The organism is Stenotrophomonas sp. G106K1 (assembly GCF_037969685.1).
Lineage (GTDB): Bacteria > Pseudomonadota > Gammaproteobacteria > Xanthomonadales > Xanthomonadaceae > Stenotrophomonas > Stenotrophomonas lactitubi.
The window spans coordinates 1-22562 of sequence record NZ_JBBPFR010000037.1 but is presented as its reverse complement, the minus strand read 5'-3'; the positions used below and the strand labels follow the sequence as shown (position 1 = coordinate 22562).

The window sequence follows — 22562 nt, the reverse complement described above, 5'->3', positions numbered from 1 at the left end:
ACTCACGGTGTCGCCACCAGGGAACTGCTGGCTGCGTAGGCGCCCCATGCTGTCGTAGCTGAAACTGGTGGTCGCACCGATTTCATCGGTCAACGAGGTGATCCAACCGTTGTCGTCCACCACAACGTTGCGCGTCGCTCCATTGGGAGATTCAGCCGTGGCTGGCATCCGCAACTGCTGCGGCACACCGCGCTTCCAACCGGAAAGATGGCTGGTGTTGCCACGGCCGTCGGAGACCGACGCCACCGTACCGTCGGCTGCGTAGGTCACCTGCTGTGCCAGACGCCCGAAGGCATACGCCCGTATCGGCAACGCATTGGTCGTGTCGAACTCGGTGCGTGATTGCTCAACACCATTGACTACGCTACGCGCTGACTGACCGTTCACCCATAGCGCGAGGTTGTCATAGTAGGTGGTTGCGCTGGTGCGACTCTGCCCGGCGGAGTTGCCCTCGACGACGGTCACTTCGCGTGCAAAAGCGTCGAATGCCTGCACGGTGCGGGTGAACTGCACGCCATCCTGTTCCACGACAGTGGACTGGACAGGACGGTTGTAGTGCGCCTTGAGATCACTCGCCCCGTATTTGAAGTCCTTGCCGGCTTCCTTGGGAAATGGCGCAGAGTCCAGCTGGGCATCCGGGTAGTAATTGTTGCGATCAACGCGCACGACGGAGCCGCCCGAACGCGTCGTGGTCGACAGGAGAAGACCGTCGTTGTACGCCACCTCCTTGCCGAACTCATACACACGCACGACACCGTCAGGCAGCGTCTCGGTGGTGATCTTCGGCTCGGCCTGGCCCGGAGGAATGTCCGGACCGCCCAGATCGTTCGCGTAGGCCCCATTGAGATTGGTGTACTGATAGGTCCACTGCGCCGTGGGCATACCTGGACCACTGATGGTCTTGGCCACAAGCGACATTGCGTCACGATAGATCGGCGTGTAGTTCCAACCATCAGCAAACAGGTGATTGTCGCCGGAAGTCTGGCAATCCAGAGAGACGTTCTTGCGCCCGTGGCGGAACGGCCGGAACAGGAAGGTTCCCAAAGCACCCGAAGGATGCTGGACGGTCATGGATATCTCGCTCGGCACGATCTTGTTCATGCGAGAACAGGTTGCCGGATACTCCATGTACTCCCAGATGTTCTGCCCGATGTAGTCGGCATACTTATGTGTGACTGAAAGCGGCGGCAGGTTGTAGACCCACTGGGTTCCGTCCGGCAGCGTCACCGTCCGCAGGATATCGGCCTCGGTGTAGTCATAGATCCATGTACGCCCTGCTGTCGTGGCAGAAGCGATCAATCCCTTCGCGTTGTAGATCAGGCTGATCTCGCGACCATCGTTGGCTACCATACGCAGCAGTCGGTCACCACTCCATTCAAAGCGCACCCAGTTGCCGAAGCGATCCACGATCTGCGATGGGTACAGGAACACACGCTTGCGATTCAGAAGCGCGTTGCTTTCCGGCCCGTACGGTTGCAGCGTCGCGCTGGTGTTCGCTCTGGCCACCATCCAGTCGAAGTAGTACCTGGTGCCATCAGGTGCATGACCAAGGAATCCTTGCCCCGGCTGACCACTCTTCAACGCGCTCAAACAGCTGAACGTCCAGCCTCCCTTCGTGCTCCAAGGCGCAGGCTCGCCAAACTGCGGCTGCGGCTGGCGCGGGTCACCGTTGCCGCCGAGCACCGGCTCTCCGCCGCCCCCCGGCAGGGAAAGGCGCACGCCGTCCCAGAACGTATGCGTATTGAAGTTGACGATCTGCGTGTGCCGTCGATTCCAGACATCGAGCGCCGGCGGTGCGCCCACCGTCGAACAGCGCGCTGCCGGCGTCCAATAGCCGGCGGCAGCAGTTTCCGGCAGATCACCGTAGACACCTGACAACGATGGAATATCCAGGCCCCAATCGGAGAACGGGCTCTCGCTGCTGCCGTCACCAGCGCTGTAGGTTCGGCTCAGCGCCATCGGCAAGCTGCCGTTACCCGGAATCGAAATATCCGTGGCCTTGAAGCTGATCGAACCGTCATACAGGTTCACCTGCTCACCAAAGATCTCGCCCTTCAGCGGCTCGACAAGATCGCCATACTTCAAGCGCTTGTCATATTCCTGACGCCAGGTCGGCACGATCTGGGCGGAAGCGGTTACCGGTTCCAATACGCAGAAGGCCAGCGCTGTCAGAAGCAGACCTTTGATGGCGTTTGCTGCGCGCGGATGAGCAATGAGCCGTGCTTGCATGAAAATCCTCCCTGGATCGACCTTCCTTGAGAGCCCCGCCCACATCGCGCCACTGTCGATGCTCAGATCGGACGTTGCCCACTCCGGCAGACAACCACACGCTTGAACACGGTGGGCGGGCATTGCTTCATTTATGAATGAAAAATGAAGGCTGTGTCAACAAGGTGTATCCGACACACTCAGCAAAGCCGGCCGACTCAGCACTCTCCCCGCCCGCCCCCACCCCACCTAGAATGCCCCCATGAGCACCCTGACCTTCCGCGCCGCCACGTCGGCCGACATCCCCGCCCTGATCACCCTGGTCACCTCGGCCTACCGCGGCGACGCCAGCCGCGTTGGCTGGACGACCGAAGCCGACCTGCTGGACGGCGCCCGCGTCGATGCCGAAGGCATCCAGGGCGACCTGGACCGCCCACGCTCGACCATCCTGCTGGCCGAACGCGACGGCCAGCTGGTGGCCTGTGCCCACGTCGCCGACGTCGACGGCAAGGGCTACTTCGGCATGTTCTCGGTCGACCCGGCCCAGCAGGGCGGCGGCGTTGGCAAGCAACTGATGGACGCCGCCGAAGCCCATGCCGCGCGCGAATGGAACGTGCCGGTGATGCAGATGACGGTGATCGACGTGCGCGACGAACTGATCGCCTTCTACGAGCGCCGCGGCTACCAGCGCACCGGCATCAAGAAGCCGTTCCCGTATGGCGACGAACGCTTCGGCATTCCCAAGCGCGACGACCTGCGCTTCGAGATCCTGGAAAAGCCGCTGGCCGGAGCCACCGCGTGAGCGAGGCCTGGACCTTTGTCTGCGCCGGCGCCGAACTGCTGCCGGGCGAAATGAAGAGCGTGTTCGACGAGGTCACCGGCACGCCGATCGTGGTGTTCAACCTCGACGGCGAGCTGTACGCGCTGGAAGACCAGTGCACGCATGAGGAATTCGAGCTGTCCTCGGGCGAGTTCAATACCGCTGAGGGCAGCGTCGAATGCGTGCTGCATGGTGCCCGCTTCGACGTGCGCGATGGCCGTGCCCTGTGCGCGCCGGCCTATACGGCGGTGCCGAAGTTTCCGGTGAAGCGCGAGCACGACGCCATCTGGACCCGCGACGACCGCGATTGAAGTTCGAGGCATCCACCCATGGGGTGGATCTACGAAAGCGCCCTTGGGACCTCTCAGGGCGCTTGCAGGCTACCTAGACGACCCGGCCTGTTGCGCATATGCGAATCATTATCATTGATGTTATGCTACGCAACACCTTGATCACGACTCCGCTTGCGCCATGGCTTCGCCCGCGCCTACCGCCCTGCTGTGCCAGCTTGCCCGTCGGGGTTGGCCACTGCTTGTGGCCGCGCTGCTGACTCTGTGGTTGGGCTGGTCGGCGTTGCAGGAAGGACGGGACACGTCGACAGGTGATGCGCCCGGAATCTACGCCCAGGACGCAGCACCGTCCTCGCCCCCCTATGCGCTGCCGCACGAGCACGCGATGCAGCGCGCGGAATCCGAACCAGAGGGAAGCCGGGGCGACAAACCGCCGGCACTGCGGCGGCTGTGCCTGCAGCGCCCGGAACATGCCCCCGCAGACGCTCCGACGCCGGCGCTGACTGATCCGCCGGTGCCCGCGACCGATCGTCGCCAGCCGCCTTCGCACGCACCGCCCGCGCCGCTGGCCTGACGCATTTCTGCGCGCTGCGCAGCCGCTGGACTGCATTTCCCTTTCCCTTCCTGTTGCCGCGCTGTCCAGCGCCGGCGGCCCCTTCCTGTTCCTTCTCTGCAGACGCCCATGAACCCGATCAAGAGCCGCAAGCACCCTTCGCCGCTTCGTACCCTGCCACTGGCCACCGCCAGCCTCGCGGCCGGCCTCGGCCTGGCCGCGCTGCCTGCGCTGGCCCACGCCGAAGCCACCGACAACGCCCGCACCCTGGACAAGGTCGATGTCCATGCCGTTCGCGGCTACAAGGCTGACAAGGTTGCCTCGCCCAAGTTCACACAGCGCCTGCAGGACACCCCGCAGACCATCCAGATCATCACCAGCGACCTGTTCAACCAGCAGGGTGCCACCACCCTGACCGAGGCACTACGCAACAGCCCCGGCGTGGGCACCTTCTATGCCGGTGAAAACGGCAACACCACCACCGGCGACGCGCTGTTCATGCGCGGCTTCGACACCTCCAACAGCCTGTTCGTCGACGGCGTGCGCGACCTTGGCTCGATCTCGCGCGATGTGTTCAACATCGAACAGGTGGAAGTGACCAAGGGCCCGGCCGGCACTGACAATGGCCGCTCCGCACCGACCGGTGCGATCAATCTGGTCAGCAAGCAGGCCAATCTGCAGGACGCGACGTCGGCCAGCGTGTCGCTGGGCAGCGACCAGCAGCGACGCACCACCGGTGACTGGAACCAGGCGCTGGGTGCGACCAGCGCGCTGCGCGTCAACGCGATGTGGCAGGACAGCGACCAGCCGGGCCGCGACCATGTGCAGAACAAGCGCTGGGGTATTGCGCCATCGCTGGCCTTCGGCCTGGGCACCGCTACCCGCTACTACCTCAACCTGCTGTACGTGAAGCAGGACAACGTGCCCGATGGCGGCGTGCCGACCCTGGGCCTGCCCGGCTGGACCGCGCAACCGACCCTGGAAGCACTGGCCGGTCATCCGGTGAACCCGGAGAACTTCTACGGTACGCGTGCAGACCATGATGACGTGACCGCGAAGATGGCCACGTTCCGCTTCGAACACGACTTCAGCGACACCCTGCGCCTGACCAACACCGCGCGTTGGGGCCGCACCGAACAGGACTACCTGCTGACGGCCTTCATGGGTACCGGCGTTCGCGGTGCGAATGGCCGCCCGACCGGCAACATCAGCTACACCAATCCGGCCGATCTATCGACCTACGCGATCGCGCGCAGCCTGCCGACCTTCAAGGACCAGCGCAACACCATCCTCACCGATCAGTTGAACCTGCGCGCCGACTTCAACACCGGCAGCGTCGGCCATGCGCTGAGCACCGGCCTGGAATTCACCCGCGAAGAGCTGGACAGCTACGGGCAGGCCACCACCGGCGGCACCACCTGGCCGGCAGCGAATCTGTACAACCCCGACTGGAACGTGGGCGGGCTGACCTGGGCGCACAATGGCGCCGATGCCCACGGCAAGACCACAACCTCCTCGGCCTATCTGTTCGATACCCTGTCCTTCGGCGAGAGCTTCCTGCTGACCGCGGGCGTGCGCGCCGACCACTACAAGACCGAGTACGCAAGCGCATCGGTGTGCGGTGGTCGCGGTGGCCCGGCATGCGGCAGCAATCCAACCGGCACCGTGCTGCGCAACCCGACCCTGGAAGCGTCCGACACGCTGCTGAACTGGAAGCTCGGTGCACTGTACAAGGTGGGCGAGACGGTCAGCATCTATGCCAACTACGCCGTCTCGCAGCAGCCTCCTGGCGGCGCGAACTTCCAGCTGAGCAGCTCGGCCAGCAGTGCCGACAACCCCAAGCTCGACCCGCAGAAGGCCAAAACCTTCGAAGTGGGCAGCAAGTGGGCGTTCCTGGATGACGCGCTTGCAGTGAATCTGGCGCTGTTCCAGACCGACGTTGACAACGAGATCAACACCACCGTGCTCGACGATGCCGGCAACCCGACCCAGACCGGCAGCAAGCGGGTCAAGGGCGTGGAGCTCTCTGCAGTCGGTCGCCTGACCGACAACTGGTCGGTCACCGCCGGCTACAGCCACCTCGACACCGAGGTGAAGGAAGGTGCCAAGGTAGCCGCCGATGGCACCACCAACCTGACCTACACCCCGGCCGACACGTTTACCGGCTGGACCAGCTACACCCTGCCCTTCGGCCTGACCATCGGTGGCGGCGTGCGCTATGCCGGTGGCATGCACCGTGGCACCGACGGCGCGGTGGGTACTCCATCGTTCACCAAGTCCTACGTTGTCTATGACGCCGTCGTGTCCTGGGCGATCAATGACTCCATCTCGCTGCGCTTGAACGGTTACAACCTGTTCGACAAGCAGTACGTGGCCAGCATCAACAAGAGCGGCTACCGTTACACCCCGGGCGCCCCGCGCACCTTCCTGCTCAGCGCGGACGTCCGTTTCTGATGTCATGGCGCGGGGGAGCCCGTCTCCCCCGCGCATCGATGAGGAACCGCCATGCTGCTGCACATCCCCAACGTGCTTGCACCTGAAGAAGTGGCGCAGATCCGCCAGCGGCTGGACGCGGCCGACTGGACCGACGGACGCGAGACGGTCGGCTCACAGGGTGCGCAGGTCAAACACAACGAGCAGTTGCCCGATGCCTCACCGCTGAAGGCCGCGCTGGCCTCCGTGGTGCTGGCCGCGCTCAAGCGCAGCCCGCTGTTCTTTGCCGCCGCGCTGCCCTTGAAGTACCTGCCACCGCGCTTCAACCGCTACAGCGGCGGCGGCACCTATGGCTTCCATGTCGATGGCGCGGTGATGAACCTGGGCAACGGCGAGCAGCTGCGCTCGGACATCTCCTGCACGCTGTTCCTGTCCGATCCGGACGAGTACGACGGCGGCGAGCTGATCATCAGCGACACCTACGGCGAACATGAAGTGAAACTGCCGGCCGGTGATCTGATCGTGTACCCCTCCAGCAGCCTGCACAAGGTCAACCCGGTCACCCGCGGTGCGCGCGTGGCCTCTTTCTTCTGGGTGCAGAGCATGATCCGCGACGATGTGCAGCGGCGCCTGCTGTGGGAGATGGACACCTCCATCGAACGCCTGCGACAGACCGCTGGCGATGCCGACGCGGTGCTGCAGCTGACCGGCGTGTACCACAACCTGCTGCGACGCTGGAGCGAAGTCTGAGCCGATCAGGCCACCCCTGCGACAACTTGGCAATCATTCTCATTTGCAACGGCTAACGGGTCTCATTACAATCACGCCCCGTTGACGCCGGATGTTCCGGCCAGCCAGGGATTTCCGCTTGCGTCGCCCGTTCCGCCCCCGCCCGCTTCGGCTTGTACAGCTAGGCACCGCCATGCGCGGCCGTCGGCCTGCGCTGGCCAGCCTGCTGGCGTGGGTGGCGATGTTGACACTGTTGCTGGGCACCCTGCCGCTGCTGCCCGTGGCCCATGCAGTTGCAACCCAGGCGCTGCAGCAGCCGCTGGAAGAGCGCGGCGGCGAAGGCCCCCTGCAGGAAGAAGCACCGGCCAAGCTGCGGCGCTGCGCTTGTGCACCGGCCAAGTCCTCTGACAAGCCGGCGCCGCTGCTGCTGCTGGCCAGCCACTGGCTGCGTACCGAACTTGATCTGGTTCCCTCCGCGTCGGCTCCGTCCGGCGCGCGTCCGCACTGGCCCTTGGCCGCACCCGACATGCCCTGGGCCGATGCGCCCGGGCGTCGCCAGCAACGCGGCCAGGCGCCGCCGCTCGCCTGATCCACGGCACGCTGTGACCGCCTGCGCGGTTGCATCGGCTCGCCGATGCCTGCTTCACCTCTGCCGCCCCTGACCGGGCCCTCCCTGCCCCTGTCGTGTGCGCTCCGCGCCCGGCATCGCGCTGTCCTGCATCCTTCGAGGTATCTGCCATGGCCCAGCGCCATCGTGTCCGTTCGTCCCTGTCCCGCCACCTGTTGACCAGCGCCGTGCTGGCCGCCGTCGCGGCTCCCGCCTACGCCAGCGGCGACGCTTCCGGCGCACCCCAGACCCTCGACAAGGTGGTGGTGACCGCCGCTGGCTTCGAGCAGAAAGTGGTCGATGCACCGGCCAGCATCAGCGTGGTCAGCCGCGAAGAGCTGAGCAAGCGCCCCTACACCAGCCTGGTCGACGCCCTGCGCGACGTCGAGGGCATCGACGTCGGCCTGGAAGCCACCGACAAGAACGGCCGCGCCACCATCTCCATGCGCGGCCTGCCGTCCGAGTACACCCTGGTGCTGATCGACGGCCGCCGCCAGAGCAATGCCGGCCAGCTGTATCCGAACAACTTCGGCGGTGGCCAGTTCGCCTACCTGCCGCCGCTGGATGCGATCGAGCGCATTGAAGTGGTGCGTGGCCCGATGTCCACGCTGTACGGCTCGGATGCAATGGGCGGCGTCATCAACATCATCACCCGCCGCAACCAGGACAGCTGGCATGGCGCGGTCACCCAGGGCTTCACCGTGCAGCAGGACGACCAGTTCGGCGATGCGCGCAGCACCGACCTGTACCTGAGCGGCCCGCTGGTGAAGGATCGTCTGGGCTTGGCCGTGCGCGGCAGCTACTACGATGCCAAAGCCTCCAATCCCGAGTGGGATGCACTGACCCTGCCCGACGGCACGCTGTGGGAACGCAGCATCGGTTTCGGTGGCGGCGGCAAGTCGGTGGCCAACACCAACTGGAACACCGGCGTGCGCCTGAACTTCCACGTCAACGACGACCACGAGCTGTGGCTGGACTATGACGTTTCCCGCCAGAAGTATGACAACAGCGAAGGCCAGACCGGCACGCTGGACAGCCTGGCCAGCCTGTGGCGCGTGGGCAACGCGGTGGTGCCGAACCCGAATGGCAACGGCACCGTCACCCGCCGCGTGGTGCAGCCGCGCGTGGGCTACACCGCCTACCAGCGCTATGAGCGCGACCAGCTGTCGCTGACCCATCAGGGTCGCTACAGCTTCGGCACCTGGCAGACCTCGCTGACCCACAGCAAGAGCAACAACCTCGGCCGCTCGCTGCCGCTGACGCTGGACGAGCGCGCCGGCCTGCAGACCCTGTGGAACGACGTCTGCCGCCGCACCGGTGCCGCCAACAACTGTGCCGCCGGCCGCAACAACGCGCTGGCTGCACTCAACGCCAGCGAACAGGCACGCCTGCAGGCATTCCTGCCGCGTCCGCTGCGCACCATGGAGCTGGAAGGCTACGTGCTGGACACCATGCTCGACCTGGACTTCGGTGTGCACAAGCTGACCGTGGGCGGCCAGTACAACGACACCGACATGGTGGACGGTGTGTTCGGCATGGACGGTGCCGGCTACCGCAGCAACGCCAAGCAGAAGCACCGCATGTGGGCGTTGTTCGCCGAGGACAACTGGTCGCTGACCGACACCCTGACCGCCACCTTCGGCCTGCGCTACGACGACCACAACATCTTCGGCAGCCACCTCAGCCCGCGCGGCTACCTGGTCTGGAATGCCACCGATGCGTGGACCTTCAAGGGCGGCGTCAGCACCGGCTACAAGACCCCACGTCCGGACCAGCTGTTCCCCGGCATCACCGGCTTCGGTGGCCAGGGCGTGCTGCCGCTGGTGGGTTCGCCGAACCTGAAGCCGGAAACCAGCACCAACTACGAGCTGGCCGCGTACTACGAGGGCCAGCGCTGGGGCTTCAACGTCACCGGCTTCATCAACACGTTCGAAGACAAGATCGCCAGCGGCGGCACGTTCCCCAACTGCGAAGTGGCACCGACCGGCAGCGGCTACTGCGTGGACATCGGCCCAGGCTGGGCCTCGCTGGGCTACAGCACGTTCACCCAGAGCGTGAACATCGACAAGGCCGAAACGCGCGGCGCGGAACTGGCCGGCCACATCGACCTGCTGGACAACCTGCAGCTGCGCGGAAACTACACCTGGACCAAGAGCGAGCAGACCGCCGGTTCCGGCAAGGGCCTGCCGATCACCGGCACCATGCCGGCCAAGCACATGGCCAATGCCAGCCTCAACTGGCAGCTCAACGATGCCATCAGCCTGTCGTTGATCGGCGAAGGCCGCTACGACCGCTACCGCGACACGATCCTCGATGCCGCCGGTGCCAGCCACACCCGCTACTACGAGGACTACACGATCTTCCACCTCGGTGGCAGCTGGAAGGCGACGCAGTGGCTGACCGTCAACGCGCGGGTCAACAACCTGTTCGACAAGAACTTCGTCTCGCAGTCGTGCCTGCTGACCAGCCCCAGCGAATACAACTGCGTGGACGACTACGCCACCAAGGACCAGCGCCGCAGCTACTGGATCTCGCTCAACGCGAAGTTCTGATCGTCGCTCTGGTGGGTGCCGACCTTGGTCGGCACCGCCCCATCCACGCATGGCGTGGATCTACTGCCCATACCGAACCTGGACGGCGCTCCATCCACGCATGGCGTGGATCTACCGGTCAGTGGTAGTGCCGGCCGCTGGCCGGCAACCGCGCGATGTTTTCAGGTGTCATGGGATTGCCAGCCAGCGGCCGGCACTACCCCTTCAGGGATACACAACGACATCTAATTGCGAGCAATTCTCATCAATGATGTAATGCCCAGTATTCATCCGCCCCGAACCGTGCCGTGAGCCGTCCCGCATCTTCCACCGTGCAGCAGCAACAGAGCCGCGGCTTCTGGCTGCGTACCCTGCACCAGTGGCACTGGATCAGCTCGGCGGTGTGCCTGATCGGCATGCTGCTGTTCGCGGTGACCGGGCTCACGCTGAACCACGCGGCGAAGATCGAGGCCAAGCCAGAGGTGCAGAACCAGCATCTTGAACTGCCGGCCGACATGCGCGGCCAGCTCGGCACACGCGAGGACGGCAACGCGCCGATCCCGCGCCCGGCCCGGCAATGGCTGGACGAGCAGCTGGGCATTTCCATCGGCGGCCGACCTGCCGAATGGTCAGCCGAGGAAATCTATCTGTCGCTGCCACGCCCCGGCGGCGACGCCTGGCTGAGCATCGACCGCGAAACCGGCGCAGTCGAGTACGAATCGACCTCGCGCGGCGCGGTGTCCTACCTCAATGACCTGCACAAGGGGCGCAATGCCGGCCCCGCGTGGGGCTGGTTCCTGGACGTGTTCGCCGTGGCCTGCCTGGTGTTCTGCATCACCGGTCTGTTCCTGCTGCACCTGCATGCGCGACAGCGACGCATGACCTGGCCGCTGGTCGGCCTGGGCCTGATGATTCCGCTGCTGATCGCCCTGCTGCTGATCCACTGAACTTCCACCGTGATTTCCATCCGTTTCTCCGGAGCCGCCCCATGCGCGTCACCCTGACCATCGCCCTCAGCGGCCTGTTGGCCACCTCGCCGGCCTACGCCACCACCCTCGACATCAACGTCGAAGTGCCAAAGCTCAACGTGGCCGAGTACCACCGCCCGTATGTGGCGGTGTGGCTGGAGGGCGCCGACCAGAAGGTCGCCGCCAACCTGTCGGTCTGGTACCAGCAGACCAGCAACAGCGAAGGCCATGGCACCAAGTGGCTGCCCGACCTGCGCCAGTGGTGGCGCAAGAGCGGCCGCACCCTGCAGGTGCCGGTGGACGGCGTGACCGGCCCCACCCGTCCCGCCGGCAAGCACGCGCTGTCGTTCAACGACAAGCAGCCGGCGCTGAAGCAGCTGGCCCCGGGCAACTACACCCTGGTGGTGGAAGCGGTGCGCGAAGTCGGCGGCCGTGAACTGCTGAAGATCCCCTTCACCTGGCCCGCCACCGCTGCACAGAACGGCCGCGCGCAGGGCGCCACCGAACTGGGCCAGGTCACCCTCGCCGTCAAGCCTTGATTTCCTGACCGGGGCCGGATCCCTTCCACAGGAAGGGCTCTGACCCGATCGCCATATCCTCGGGGTCAGAGCCCTTTCCTTTGGAAAGGGATCCGCCCCCTTCCAACTGGAGTCTTCCGCATGAAGCGCACGCTCGTCCTCGCCGCCGCTCTGGCCGCTGCCCTTCCCTTCTCTGCCCTGGCCCACAAGGCCTGGCTGCTGCCCTCGCAGACCGTGATCGCCGGCAACGCGCCGTGGATCACCGTCGATGGTGCGGTATCCAACGACCTGTTCTATTTCAACCACGTGCCGCTGCGCCTGGAATCGGTGGTGATCACCGCCCCGGACGGCAGCACCATGCAGGCGCAGAATGCGGCCACCGGCAAGTACCGCAGCGTGTTCGACGTCGAGCTGAAGCAGCAGGGCACCTACCGCATCGCCTCGGTCAACGACGGCCTGTCGGCCACCTATGAACTGAATGGCGAGCGCAAGCGCTGGCGCGGAACCGCCGCCACCTTCGGCGAACTGCCCAAGGATGCGAAGAAGCTGGAAGTGAGCCAGTCGGTCGGCCGCGTGGAGACCTTCGTCACCAACGGCGCGCCGAACGACACCGCGCTGAAGCCGACCAACCGCGGCATCGAACTGGTGGCCGTCGGCCACCCGAACGACCTGTTTTCCGGCGAGGAAGCCACCTTCCGCGTACTGGTCGACGGCAAGCCGACTGCGGGCCTGGAGTTCGAGATCGTGCGCGGTGGCACCCGCTACCGCAACGCGCAGGACGAGCAGAAACTGACCAGCGACGCCAAGGGCGAGATCAAGGTGACCTGGCCGGAAGCCGGCATGTACTGGCTGGAAACCGGCACCGAGGACAAGAAGACGTCGGTCAAACAGGCCGCCAAGCGTCGCCTCAGCTACGTCGCCACACTGGAAGTACTGCCGCAGTAAACGCATCGCTGCGATACCCGGCGCGCCCGGGTATCGCAGCCTGCCACGCATGCCCATGACCTCTACCGCACTCGACATCGCCCGGCTGGGCGGCACCACCATGGGCACCACCTGGAGCGTGTCGCTGGTGGCACCGCGTCAGCGCGACCTGCATCCGCTGCATGCTGGCATCCAGGCCCACCTGGATGAAGTGGTCGCGCAGATGAGCACGTGGGAAGCGGGCTCGGACCTGAGCCGCTACAACCGCGCCGACGCGGGTCGCTACTGCCTGCTGCCGGCCGAAACCCGCCATGTGCTGACCTGCGCGCAGGCCATCGCCGCCGCCAGCGACGGCGCCTTCGATCCCGCCATCGGCCCACTGGTGGCGCTGTGGGGCTTCGGTGCGCATGCCGGTGAACGACGTGCACCCGATGCCGTCACGCTGCAGGCAACCCGCGCACGCTGCGGCTGGCAGCGCCTGCACTGGCAGGACGATGCGCTGCTGCAACCGGGTGGCCTGGAGCTGGACCTCTCGGCGATCGCCAAGGGCTTCGGCGTCGATCACGTCGCTTCCTGGCTGCGCGGCCAGGGCATCGATGCCGCACTGATTGAAGTCGGTGGCGAGCTGGCGGGCTACGGCCGCAAGCCCGACGGCCAGCCGTGGCGCGTGCTGGTGGAGTCGGCGCCGGAAGAAGATGCGCACACCAATACGCCACCGCGTGTACTCGCGCTGGAAGGGAAGGCAGTGGCCACCTCCGGCGATCGCTGGCACCAGTATCAGGACGATGGCGTTGCCTACAGTCACAGCCTCGATCCGCGCAGCGGTACGCCGGTGCGGCAGGTCGCAGCCGCCGTCACCGTGGTCGCCGACGACGCGATGCACGCTGACGCCTGGGCCACCGCATTAACCGTGCTCGGTCGCGACGCGGGCATCGCGCTGGCAGAGCGCGAAGGGCTGGCCGCGCGCTACCTCGAACGCGCCGCCGATGGCCCACGCGAAACCCTCAGCAGTGCCTTCCAGCAGTTGCTGGATGAGCAGGCCGCATGAGCACTCGTTTCTCGCGCGCAACCCTTGGCAACGTCGTGGTGCTAATCCTGCTGGCAGTGATCGGCGGGGCCCTGCTGCGCCTGCACCTGGGCGAAGCCTGGTGGCAGGGTGCGCCGCCGTCGCGGCAGTGGGGCATCGCACTGGCCGCCACCGCGCTGTATTCGCTGGCGTGCGCCGTGGTGTGGTGGCGCAGCCGTCCACGCGATGACACGACCGAAGGCAGCGACCAACCGATGCTGCTGGTCTGGTCCAGCCAGACCGGCTTCGCCCGCGAACTGGCCGAGCGCAGTGCGCAGGCCCTGCGCTCGGCCGGCGTGCCGGTGCGCCTGCGTGGCCTGCACGAAGTGGATGCGCCCCTGCTGGCGGGCAGCGCGCGTGCACTGTTCATCGTCAGCACCACCGGCGAAGGCGATGCACCCGACCACGCCCTGCCCTTCCTGCGCCGGGTGATGACTACGCCGCCGCCTCTGGGCCACCTGCAGTACGGCGTGCTCGCGCTGGGTGATCGCAGCTACGGCCACTTCTGCGCGTTCGGCCACCAGCTGCACGACTGGCTGCGCCAGCACAGGGCGCTTCCACTGTTCGATGCCATTGAAGTCGACAACGCCGATCCGGCCGCCCTGCGCCACTGGCAGCAACTGCTCGGTCAACTCGGCGGCGGCGCCAGCGAACTGCCCGATTGGACACCGGCCGAGTACCAGCCGTGGACACTGCTGCAGCGCATCCACCTCAATCCCGGCAGCGTTGGTGGTCCTGTCTACTGGCTGCGCCTGCAGCCACCGACCAACAACAGCAGCACGCACTGGCAGGCGGGCGACATCGCCGAGGTCGGTCCGCAGCATGCCGAACAGAGCACGCGCGACTGGCTGCAGACGCAGGGCTTCGATGCCGACACCGTGTTGGACGACGGCTCTACGCTGCTCGCCCGCGTTGCGCGCTCGCACCTGCCGTCCTTGGTTGCTGCGGGCGACCTGCCTGGCTTGTTGGCGGCACTGCAGCCCCTGCCACATCGCGAATACTCCATCGCCTCGGTGATGGACGACGGCGCGTTGGAGCTGCTGCTGCGCCGTCAGCTGCGTGCCGATGGCACACCTGGCGTCGGCAGTGGCTGGCTGTGCGACCACGCCACCATCGGCGGGCCGGTACAGATGCGCCTGCGCCGCAACGAGAATTTCCACGGTGTCGCCGCCGACGTTCCGCTGCTGCTGATCGGCAACGGCACCGGTATCGCCGGCCTGCGCGCACACCTGCACGAACGCGCACGCATTGGCGGTGGCCGCACTTGGCTGTTGTTCGGCGAACGCTCGGCCGCGCATGATTTCCACTTCGGCGATGAACTGCAGGCGATGCTCGCCAACGGCACGCTCACCCGCCTGAATACGGTATTCAGCCGTGATGGCGGCGCACATCGCTACGTGCAGGATCGCCTGCTGGCCGAAGCATCCACGCTGCGGCAGTGGGTAGATGAAGGCGCAACGATCCTGGTCTGCGGCAGCCTGCAGGGCATGGCCCCGGCAGTGGATGCGATGATCGAGCAGGTGCTCGGTGCCGACGGCAAGGAAGCGCTGCTTTTGGCCGGTCGCTACCGACGCGATGTGTATTGAGGCGAACGGTCTCCAGGTGGGTGCAAACCTTGGTCGCACCATGCGCGGTACCGGCCACCGCATCCACGCATGGCGTGGATCTACTGAACGGCACCATGCTGCGGTATCGGCCGCCGCATCCACGCATGGCGTGGATCTACAACGGCTTCATGCCGCAGTATCGGCCGCCGCATCCACGCACGGCGTGGTTCTACGGAAAAAGACCGCGCAATCTGCTTCAGTAGATCCTCGCCATGCGTGGATGATTGCCTCCGGGCGCCGACGATGGCTCAGCCGCCCGCAGCGCTCACCCGTATCGCCAGCAACTCCCCGCCGCCCTGCAGCGCATGCCGCTGACGCTCGCCGGCAGCCAACCATGCGGTATCGCCGCTCTGCATCGCAGGCAATCCACTGTCCGCGCCGAACGTGGCCTGTCCACCCAACAGGTGCAGGGCCCACGCCACACCCGGTTCGCAGAAGAAGAACATCGGCCCGACCAGTGGCCGGTGCAGCAATTCGGCCTGCAGCAGCTCGCGCTTCCACATCAGGTTGAAATCGTGAGTGGTGCCGTCGACCAGCTCGCCATGCAACGCTGCCTCGCCGGCAAAACGCACGCGCCCATGCGGTGGCAGCACTTCGGCTACACGGCCGTCCTCGAAACGCAGGCGCACGCCATTGCCCTGCAGCAGCACCAGTTCGCGCTCGACGCCCGGGAATGCGGAAAACGCGGCGTCCTGCTCGATTTCGGCCACTGACAGGCGCAACGCCCAATCATCGCCCTGCGCTGGCAACCGCAGGATCTCGCGGGTCCAGCCGAGGCCGTTGCGCCAGCGTTCGCGGCGGTAATCCAGGCTGGAAATCACCTGGCTCGGGGTCTGCAGCAGGGAGTCGATGTTCATGCGCGCATTGCATCATGCCGCGCGCCACAACGCATCAACGCGTTGCAAGACCCGCGGACGTACCGCAATCGCCACCCAGCAACTGTGAGTGCTTGAGCCAGTCCTGGTCGGGGTAGTACGCAAACACCATCGTGCCGCCTCGCAGCGCGTCGATCAGTGGCTTGGCCACCGACAACCGCACCGCCGGGCAGCCCAGACTGCGCCCCAACCGCCCCTGCAACTGTGCGGTGGAGGGGTTCACATACGGTGCACCGTGGATGACGATGGCGCGCTCGCGTGCGCGATCGTTGAAGCCCGGCTCCAACCCTGCCAGGCGCAGCGAATAGCCGTTGCCACCCATGTAGGTTTCCTGCGCAGTGAACGCGCCGAGGCTGGACATGAAGCTGCCATCGCGGTTGGAGAAATGCTCGGTGCGGTTCTCGCCACTGTTGCGGCCATGCGCCACCCATTCCTCGAACAACAGCCGCTGGCGGGCCAGGTCGAACACCCACATCCGCGGCTCGGTGGACGGCCGCGAGTAGTCGATCACGCTCAGGCGTTCACCGCTGACACCCAGTTCCGGCCGCTGCAGCGCGCAGCGCATGGCGTGGGCGGCCAACTGCAGCACCCGGCGGTCGGCGTTGGGCGCGCTGCGGGCCAGCTGCGCAGCGAGATCATCGGCGCTGATCGCGGCAACAGGCGTCTGTGCCCCGGCCGGGGCGCTGGCAGTGGTCGCCAGCAGGCCAAGGGCGGCCAGCCGGCACAGGCGGAAAGCAGACATGGGCACGCAGGGAGGGCTCAGGATCCCTTGAGGGTGGACGCTGGCGGCTCCGATTCCAAGACCGGCTGCATTCCCGATTCAGCCGCGCTTGGGCGCACCGCCGGCAGCGAGGTCACCAGCAGGGTCGTGCCCGGCACCAGCACCTGGTACAGCTGGCGGGCGAAATCGGTCGGCAGCGCCATCGGCAGCGATGGGGTGGCCAGCAGGTCCGGCGTGACCTGGGCGCGGTCCTGGCCCAGCAGCGGATAGGCCGTCCACTGGTGCAGGCGCTGCTGCGCATCAAGCGGGCTGGGCGTGTCGCTGTAGCCCTGGCCCATCACGAACAGGGTGGTGCCCTGGAACGCGGGCAGGGCATCGGCCTTCAACGGCGACTCACCGATCATCACGCCATCGCGCAGCACGTACAGGCGCTGGTCGTGCAGGCTGACCAGGATGCCGACCTGCCCGCTGGGGGCGGCCGCATCATCCCACCACGCCTTGCCCGGGGCGCCGGCCTCGCCTTCCGGCAGGGCCTGTCCGTGTGCATTCACCGGCGCCAGCACCGCCGGATAGGCCAGCGTCATCGGCGCGCTCTTGGCATCGGCCACGACCACCGTATCGCCGCGCTTGGTTTCGCTGAACAGCTTCTGGGCGAAGGCCGGCGGCAGGCGCACACAGCCATGCGAGGCCGGGTGCCCGGGCAGGCTGCCGCCGTGAAGGGCGATGCCGTCCCAGGTCAATCGCTGCATGTACGGCATGGGTGCGCTGTTGTAGAGGTTGGAACGGTGGTCCTTGTCCTTCTGCAGGATGGTGAACACACCGGTCGGCGTCTCATGGCCGGTCTTGCCCGAGCTGATCGTGGTCAGGCCGATGGCGATGCCGTTGCGGTACACATAGGCGCGCTGCTCATCCAGGCTCACCACCAGCACGATCGGCCCGGCCGGCGAAACTTCCGGATGCCACAGATACTCGCCGGGCTTGAGGTCAGTCGGCCCGCGTACATCGGAAGTCGGCGCCGCGACCGCCTTGGAGGGTGCGGCCGCGTGTGCAGCGCACGGCAGTGCCAGGGCAACGGCGAGCATCAGGGTCAAACGGTGCAGGTGCATCCAGCAGGTTCCATTCCATGCGAAGGCCTCACCGTACACCATGGGCGCGTGGTGGCTGCGCCAAAAGAAATTGCCCGGCGACACAGCCATGTGTCGTACCGGGCAATCGTCACGTCCCTGTCGGCCTGCTGCCACCCCCTCGCATCCTGCGAAGCGGGGGCGGCGTTGCATCCTGCACGCGGCCGCGTCTGTCCTGTTTGTATCTCAGCCCCTTCCACAGGTCTGTGATGCCACCATCCTGGTGATTGGTGCCGCGTCCCTGCGACGGTCGGTGGATACGGTCATCCTGTCCGTAGCCAATGAACCTGCATCCTGCCGGTCCCGACGTTTCCTGTTGTCAGCGCCTGGGTACGGTTCGCACCGGTACCGATCCGGGTACCGGATCCGCTGGCAACATCGTGTTGCCAACGGTGATCCGCCGTCGATTCCGTTCGACGATCGATGTCCCTATCCCCTTCACCTGCGCCAGGTCCTCGACGCGGTGAAACGGGCCGTGTCTGCGCCGGTGCTCGACGATCGCCGCTGCCTTGGTGGCCCCGACCATCGTCAATCCCTGCTGCAGCGCTTGGGCATCGGCCCGGTTGATGTCGATCGGCTCGGCAGCTTGCGCTCCCGCGATCCACATTCCCAGCACCAGCGCCCTAAACACGACAAACCAAGGCACGACGTGTATCTCCTTGTGGTTCTGACCGTCCCGACCGGCAATCCCGTCGGTCGAAACAGTGTCCCTCACCACATGCACACAGCGTATCGGGTTCACGGATTTCTAAAAGCCAGCCAAATACCCGACGTGATGTAGGGAAAACCCTACCCTTGGCCGAGGCGTAGAATGGGCGGATCAGCCATGCAATCGGAGTTTCAGATGGACAGCGCCAAGCTCGGCCAATTCGTCAATGACAAGTGGGACAGCGAAATCGTCCCGCAGTTGGTCGACTACATCCGCATCCCCAACAAGTCGCCGATGTTCGACGCCAATTGGGTGCAGAACGGCTACATGGAGCAGGCGGTCACCCTGATGGAAACCTGGGCCAAGGCGCAGGAACTGCCCGGCCTGAAGGTCGAGGTGGTGCGCCTGGAAGGCCGCACCCCGCTGATTCTGCTGGAAATTCCGGCTACCGGCGCCGAAACCGGCGACGACACCATCCTGCTCTACGGCCACCTGGACAAGCAGCCGGAGATGACCGGCTGGGACGACGACCTGGGCCCGTGGACCCCGGTCCTGCGCGGCGACAAGCTGTATGGCCGTGGCGGTGCCGATGACGGTTACGCCATCTTCGGCTCGCTGGCCGCCGTGCTGGCGCTACAGGCCCAGGGCCTGCCGCATGCTCGCTGCGTGGTGCTGATCGAAGCCTGTGAAGAATCGGGCAGCTACGATCTGCCGGCCTACGTCGACCACCTGGCTGACCGCATCGGCAAGCCGTCACTGGTGGTCTGCCTGGATTCGGGCTGCGCCAACTACGACCAGCTGTGGTGCACCACCTCGCTGCGCGGCCTGACCGGCGGCAACTTCTCGGTGAAGGTGCTCAACGAAGGCGTGCACTCCGGTGATGCCTCCGGCGTGGTGCCGTCCAGCTTCCGCCTGCTGCGCCAGCTGCTGTCGCGCATCGAAGACCAGGACACCGGCCGCATCCTGATCGAGGGCATGAACGTGGAGATCCCGGCCGAGCGCCTGGAGCAGGCCAAGCGCGCCGCCGACGTGGTCGACACCGCGATCTTCGAGAAATTCCCGCTGGTCGATGGCCTCAAGCCAATGAACGACGACCTGACCGAGCTGGTGCTCAACCGTACCTGGCGCCCTGCCCTGTCGGTTACCGGCATCGGCGGCATGCCGCCGCTGGAATCGGCCGGCAACGTGCTGCGCCCGCATACCGCGGTGAAGCTGTCGCTGCGCCTGCCGCCGACTGCCGATGGCAAGACCTGCGGCGAGCTGCTGAAGGAAGCCCTGCTGCGCGATCCGCCGAACGGCGCGCAGGTCACCCTGGACCTGGAAAAGGCCTCCACCGGCTGGAACGCGCCGGCGATGGCACCGTGGCTGACCAAGGCCATCGACGATGCCAGCCAGACCTTCTTCGGCAAGCCAGCGATGTACATGGGCGAAGGCGGCTCGATCCCGTTCATGGGCATGCTGGGCGAGAAGTTCCCGGGCGCCCAGTTCATGATCACCGGCGTGCTCGGCCCGCACTCCAACGCCCACGGCCCGAACGAGTTCCTGCACATCCCGATGGGCAAGAAGGTCACCTCGTGCGTGTCCAAGGTGATCAGCGAGCACTACGCGGCAAGCCTGCGTGGCGAGACCAGCGGTTCGCCGGTGGCCGCCGACAGTGGCACCCGCCACGGCGACCACGGCTGCTGCTGATCCAGCACGCAGTGACGGACGCAGCCCGGCCTTGCTAGGCTGCGTCCATCCTTCGAGAGCACTGATGGCATGAACGGTCTGTTTGGCAGCACCAGCTGGCTCTACATCATCCTGGTCGGCTTCTTCGTCGGCCTGCTGGGACGCTTCTTCATGCCCGGCAACAACCGCATGGGCTGCCTGCTGACCATCGTGCTGGGCATCATCGGCGCGCTGCTGGCCGGCTGGTTCGGCCAGTACATGGGCTGGTACGCGCCCGGTGAGCCGGCCGGCTTCCTCGGCGCGGTGCTGGGTGCGGTCGTCGTGCTGGCGATCCTGCGCCTGTTCAGCGGCCGCCGCTGAGCCGCCACCCGTTTCCCATTCTGCCCCCGACATTGGCGCGCCCGGCGCGCCCGGATCTGCCTGCATGACCGAACCCGCCTCCGATCCCCAGCGCAGCGCACAGCGCCTGCAATGGGCCCGCACCCAGCTTGACGATGGCAACGCCGTGGTCGAACGCGCCTCGGTCGACGCCGGCATGCGCAGCTACTGGCGCACCACCAGCCAGCGCGGCAGCCACATCGTGATGGACGCGCCGCCGGGGCTGGAAGACCCCACGCCGTGGCTGCGCATGCGCGGCCTGCTGCACGATCACGGCCTGCGCGTGCCCGCGCTGCTTGCCCAGGATCTCGACGCCGGCTTCCTGCTGCTGGAAGACCTGGGCGGCCCAACGCTGGCGAAGATCCTCGACGAACACAATGCCGACGCGTGGTTCAGCCGTTCCATCGAACAGCTGCTGCGCCTGCAGGCCATCCCGGTACCGGCCGATTTCGGCCAGTTCGGCGAAGCGCTGCTGCAGCGTGACGCCGGCCTGTTCGACGAGTGGTTCCTGCAACGCCATCTTGGCCTTGAGCTGGACTGCGGCGAGATCGAAGGCCTGCAGCTGGTCCACCGCCGGCTGATGGACAACGCGCTGGGCCAGGCCCAGCTGATGACCCACCGCGACTACATGCCGCGCAACCTGATGCCGGTGGACGGCGGCCCGGCCGTGCTGGATTTCCAGGACCTGGTACGTGGCCCGATCGCCTACGACGCAGTGAGTCTGTTCAAGGACGCCTTCCTGAGCTGGCCGCTGCAGCGCGTGGACGAATGGCTGGCGCAGTATCACCAGCGCGCGCGCGACGCCGGCCTGCCGGTACCCGACCGTGCCACCTTCCTGCGCGACGCTGACTGGATGGGCATCCAGCGCCACGTGAAGATCCTCGGCCTGTTCTGCCGCCTGCGCTACCGCGACAACAAGGGCCACTACCTGGACGACGCGCCGCGCTTCATCGCCTACCTGGATGAAGTGCTGCCGCGCTACCGCGAACTGGCACCGTTGCAGCAGTTGCTGGACATGCGGATCAAGCCGGCACTGGCCGCGCTGGCCGCACCGATGCGCGTGACCCGATGAAAGCGCTGGTCTTTGCCGCAGGCCTCGGCGAGCGCATGCGCCCGCTGACCCTGCACACGCCCAAGCCGCTGCTGGCAGTGGCCGGCAAACCGCTGATCGTGTGGCATCTGGAGCGGTTGGCTGCGTTCGGCATCCGCGATGTGGTGATCAACACCGCATGGCTGGCCGAGCAGTTTCCGGCCACATTGGGCGATGGCAGCCAATGGGGCCTGCGCCTGCATTTCATGCACGAAGGCGATACCCCGCTGGAAACCGGTGGCGGCATTCTCAATGCATTGCCAGCGCTGGGGGACGATCCGTTCCTGGTGGTGAACGGCGATATCTGGACCGATTTCGATTTCGCCACGCTGCCGCGTGAACCGGCCGGCGAAGCGCATCTGGTGCTGGTCGACAACCCTGCGCAGCACCCCAACGGTGACTACCGGCTGGACGCGCACGGCGTGCTGCACCACGACCGCGAAGGTCCGTGCCTGACCTATGCGGGCATCGGCGTCTATCGGCCTTCGATCGTGGCCGATTGGCGCGCGGTGATCGGCGAGGCACCTGGCAGCGAGCGTGTGCCACCGAAGTTTTCGGTGGTGCCGCTGCAGAAGCATTTCATGGCACAAGGGCGGATCAGCGGTCAGCATCATCGCGGCCGCTGGACGGATGTCGGTACTGTTGATCGCCTGCGTGCGCTGGACGTTGAGTTGGCAGCGAACGGCTGAGCCCCTCGTGGCTGGTCGTCTTCAGAGCAGAAGCCGCGCTTGGCCGGGCGGGTGGGCCATGCAGGGGACGCTGCAAGTACGTCCCTGTAAGCTCGATGGCGCCATCCATGGCGC

General features: G+C 66.1%; 19 protein-coding genes and 1 pseudogene. 15 read left to right on the top strand and 5 right to left on the bottom strand.

Annotated elements, in window-relative coordinates:
* Window positions 1-2229 (bottom strand): annotated as a pseudogene (locus WKB25_RS20580) (RHS repeat domain-containing protein); the annotation flags it as partial.
* A 241-nt stretch (window positions 2230-2470) separates the two neighbouring features.
* On the opposite strand from WKB25_RS20580, the gene WKB25_RS20575 reads away from it, so the two are divergent.
* The 11 genes from WKB25_RS20575 (at window position 2471) to WKB25_RS20525 (ending at window position 15233) form a co-directional block, all read left to right on the top strand.
* Window positions 2471-3010, top strand: a complete 540-nt coding sequence (locus WKB25_RS20575; RefSeq protein WP_340572686.1) for a GNAT family N-acetyltransferase — start codon at window positions 2471-2473, stop codon at window positions 3008-3010.
* A complete protein-coding gene (locus tag WKB25_RS20570; RefSeq protein ID WP_025873985.1) occupies window positions 3007-3339 on the top strand; it encodes a non-heme iron oxygenase ferredoxin subunit in 333 nt (110 codons plus the stop codon). Before WKB25_RS20575 ends, WKB25_RS20570 begins: the two co-directional genes overlap by 4 nt.
* Before the next feature lie 661 nt (window positions 3340-4000).
* Window positions 4001-6325, top strand: a complete 2325-nt coding sequence (locus WKB25_RS20565; protein WP_340572685.1) for a catecholate siderophore receptor Fiu — start codon at window positions 4001-4003, stop codon at window positions 6323-6325.
* A gap of 51 nt (window positions 6326-6376) precedes the next feature.
* On the top strand, window positions 6377-7054 hold the full coding sequence (locus WKB25_RS20560) for a Fe2+-dependent dioxygenase (protein WP_340572684.1): 678 nt from the start codon (window positions 6377-6379) through the stop codon (window positions 7052-7054).
* A 172-nt stretch (window positions 7055-7226) separates the two neighbouring features.
* Window positions 7227-7622 carry a hypothetical protein gene (locus tag WKB25_RS20555; RefSeq protein ID WP_340572683.1) on the top strand — a complete coding sequence of 132 codons (396 nt, stop codon included), beginning with the start codon at window positions 7227-7229 and terminating at the stop codon, window positions 7620-7622.
* Between the two features lie 149 nt (window positions 7623-7771).
* Window positions 7772-10192 carry a TonB-dependent receptor gene (locus WKB25_RS20550; protein WP_340572682.1) on the top strand — a complete coding sequence of 807 codons (2421 nt, stop codon included), beginning with the start codon at window positions 7772-7774 and terminating at the stop codon, window positions 10190-10192.
* A gap of 287 nt (window positions 10193-10479) precedes the next feature.
* Entirely contained in the window at window positions 10480-11118 is a 639-nt protein-coding gene (locus tag WKB25_RS20545) for a PepSY-associated TM helix domain-containing protein (RefSeq protein WP_340572681.1), read from the top strand.
* Between the two features lie 41 nt (window positions 11119-11159).
* On the top strand, window positions 11160-11678 hold the full coding sequence (locus tag WKB25_RS20540) for a DUF2271 domain-containing protein (RefSeq protein ID WP_032975835.1): 519 nt from the start codon (window positions 11160-11162) through the stop codon (window positions 11676-11678).
* A 120-nt stretch (window positions 11679-11798) separates the two neighbouring features.
* A complete protein-coding gene (locus WKB25_RS20535; RefSeq protein ID WP_340572680.1) occupies window positions 11799-12602 on the top strand; it encodes a DUF4198 domain-containing protein in 804 nt (267 codons plus the stop codon).
* 55 nt (window positions 12603-12657) lie between these two features.
* Window positions 12658-13629 carry an FAD:protein FMN transferase gene (locus WKB25_RS20530; protein WP_340572679.1) on the top strand — a complete coding sequence of 324 codons (972 nt, stop codon included), beginning with the start codon at window positions 12658-12660 and terminating at the stop codon, window positions 13627-13629.
* A complete protein-coding gene (locus WKB25_RS20525; RefSeq protein WP_340572678.1) occupies window positions 13626-15233 on the top strand; it encodes a sulfite reductase subunit alpha in 1608 nt (535 codons plus the stop codon). The genes WKB25_RS20530 and WKB25_RS20525 overlap by 4 nt, the downstream gene beginning before the upstream one ends.
* A gap of 269 nt (window positions 15234-15502) precedes the next feature.
* Here the strand turns inward: WKB25_RS20525 and WKB25_RS20520 are convergent, their stop codons facing one another.
* From WKB25_RS20520 to WKB25_RS20505, 4 genes are all read right to left on the bottom strand, one after another.
* Entirely contained in the window at window positions 15503-16111 is a 609-nt protein-coding gene (locus tag WKB25_RS20520) for a HutD family protein (protein ID WP_340572677.1), read from the bottom strand.
* 34 nt (window positions 16112-16145) lie between these two features.
* Window positions 16146-16871 carry a murein L,D-transpeptidase catalytic domain family protein gene (locus tag WKB25_RS20515; RefSeq protein ID WP_340572676.1) on the bottom strand — a complete coding sequence of 242 codons (726 nt, stop codon included), beginning with the start codon at window positions 16869-16871 and terminating at the stop codon, window positions 16146-16148.
* 17 nt (window positions 16872-16888) lie between these two features.
* The gene (locus WKB25_RS20510; protein ID WP_340572675.1) at window positions 16889-17956 is read right to left on the bottom strand and encodes a L,D-transpeptidase; all 1068 of its coding nucleotides are present in this window, start codon (window positions 17954-17956) and stop codon (window positions 16889-16891) included.
* 337 nt (window positions 17957-18293) lie between these two features.
* A complete protein-coding gene (locus WKB25_RS20505) occupies window positions 18294-18581 on the bottom strand; it encodes a helix-hairpin-helix domain-containing protein (protein ID WP_340572688.1) in 288 nt (95 codons plus the stop codon).
* 237 nt (window positions 18582-18818) lie between these two features.
* Here WKB25_RS20505 and WKB25_RS20500 point away from each other — a divergent pair, with 237 nt between their 5' ends.
* The 4 genes from WKB25_RS20500 (at window position 18819) to murU (ending at window position 22448) form a co-directional block, all read left to right on the top strand.
* Window positions 18819-20312 (top strand): M20 family metallopeptidase, encoded by a 1494-nt coding sequence (locus WKB25_RS20500; protein WP_265953370.1) that lies wholly within the window; start codon window positions 18819-18821, stop codon window positions 20310-20312.
* Window positions 20313-20381: 69 nt separating this feature from the next.
* Window positions 20382-20651: a GlsB/YeaQ/YmgE family stress response membrane protein gene (locus WKB25_RS20495; protein ID WP_025874000.1), complete on the top strand. Its 270-nt coding sequence runs from the start codon at window positions 20382-20384 to the stop codon at window positions 20649-20651.
* A gap of 64 nt (window positions 20652-20715) precedes the next feature.
* Window positions 20716-21741, top strand: coding sequence for a phosphotransferase (locus tag WKB25_RS20490; protein ID WP_340572674.1), 1026 nt, complete (start codon window positions 20716-20718; stop codon window positions 21739-21741).
* Window positions 21738-22448, top strand: coding sequence for an N-acetylmuramate alpha-1-phosphate uridylyltransferase MurU (gene murU, locus WKB25_RS20485; protein WP_340572673.1), 711 nt, complete (start codon window positions 21738-21740; stop codon window positions 22446-22448). The genes WKB25_RS20490 and murU overlap by 4 nt, the downstream gene beginning before the upstream one ends.
* The last annotated feature ends 114 nt before the right edge of the window (window positions 22449-22562 follow it).

Bases quoted from the DNA above. Each gene is read 5' to 3' on its own strand.
- WKB25_RS20575 (WP_340572686.1), top strand. From the start codon at position 2,471: ATGAGCACCCTGACCTTCCGCGCCGCCACGTCGGCCGACATCCCCGCC.
- WKB25_RS20565 (WP_340572685.1), top strand. From the start codon at position 4,001: ATGAACCCGATCAAGAGCCGCAAGCACCCTTCGCCGCTTCGTACCCTG.
- WKB25_RS20560 (WP_340572684.1), top strand. From the start codon at position 6,377: ATGCTGCTGCACATCCCCAACGTGCTTGCACCTGAAGAAGTGGCGCAG.
- WKB25_RS20555 (WP_340572683.1), top strand. From the start codon at position 7,227: ATGCGCGGCCGTCGGCCTGCGCTGGCCAGCCTGCTGGCGTGGGTGGCG.
- WKB25_RS20550 (WP_340572682.1), top strand. From the start codon at position 7,772: ATGGCCCAGCGCCATCGTGTCCGTTCGTCCCTGTCCCGCCACCTGTTG.
- WKB25_RS20540 (WP_032975835.1), top strand. From the start codon at position 11,160: ATGCGCGTCACCCTGACCATCGCCCTCAGCGGCCTGTTGGCCACCTCG.
- WKB25_RS20535 (WP_340572680.1), top strand. From the start codon at position 11,799: ATGAAGCGCACGCTCGTCCTCGCCGCCGCTCTGGCCGCTGCCCTTCCC.
- WKB25_RS20530 (WP_340572679.1), top strand. From the start codon at position 12,658: ATGACCTCTACCGCACTCGACATCGCCCGGCTGGGCGGCACCACCATG.
- WKB25_RS20525 (WP_340572678.1), top strand. From the start codon at position 13,626: ATGAGCACTCGTTTCTCGCGCGCAACCCTTGGCAACGTCGTGGTGCTA.
- WKB25_RS20520 (WP_340572677.1), bottom strand. From the start codon at position 16,111: ATGAACATCGACTCCCTGCTGCAGACCCCGAGCCAGGTGATTTCCAGC.
- WKB25_RS20515 (WP_340572676.1), bottom strand. From the start codon at position 16,871: ATGTCTGCTTTCCGCCTGTGCCGGCTGGCCGCCCTTGGCCTGCTGGCG.
- WKB25_RS20510 (WP_340572675.1), bottom strand. From the start codon at position 17,956: ATGCACCTGCACCGTTTGACCCTGATGCTCGCCGTTGCCCTGGCACTG.
- WKB25_RS20505 (WP_340572688.1), bottom strand. From the start codon at position 18,581: ATGTGGATCGCGGGAGCGCAAGCTGCCGAGCCGATCGACATCAACCGG.
- WKB25_RS20500 (WP_265953370.1), top strand. From the start codon at position 18,819: ATGGACAGCGCCAAGCTCGGCCAATTCGTCAATGACAAGTGGGACAGC.
- WKB25_RS20495 (WP_025874000.1), top strand. From the start codon at position 20,382: ATGAACGGTCTGTTTGGCAGCACCAGCTGGCTCTACATCATCCTGGTC.
- WKB25_RS20490 (WP_340572674.1), top strand. From the start codon at position 20,716: ATGACCGAACCCGCCTCCGATCCCCAGCGCAGCGCACAGCGCCTGCAA.
- murU (WP_340572673.1), top strand. From the start codon at position 21,738: ATGAAAGCGCTGGTCTTTGCCGCAGGCCTCGGCGAGCGCATGCGCCCG.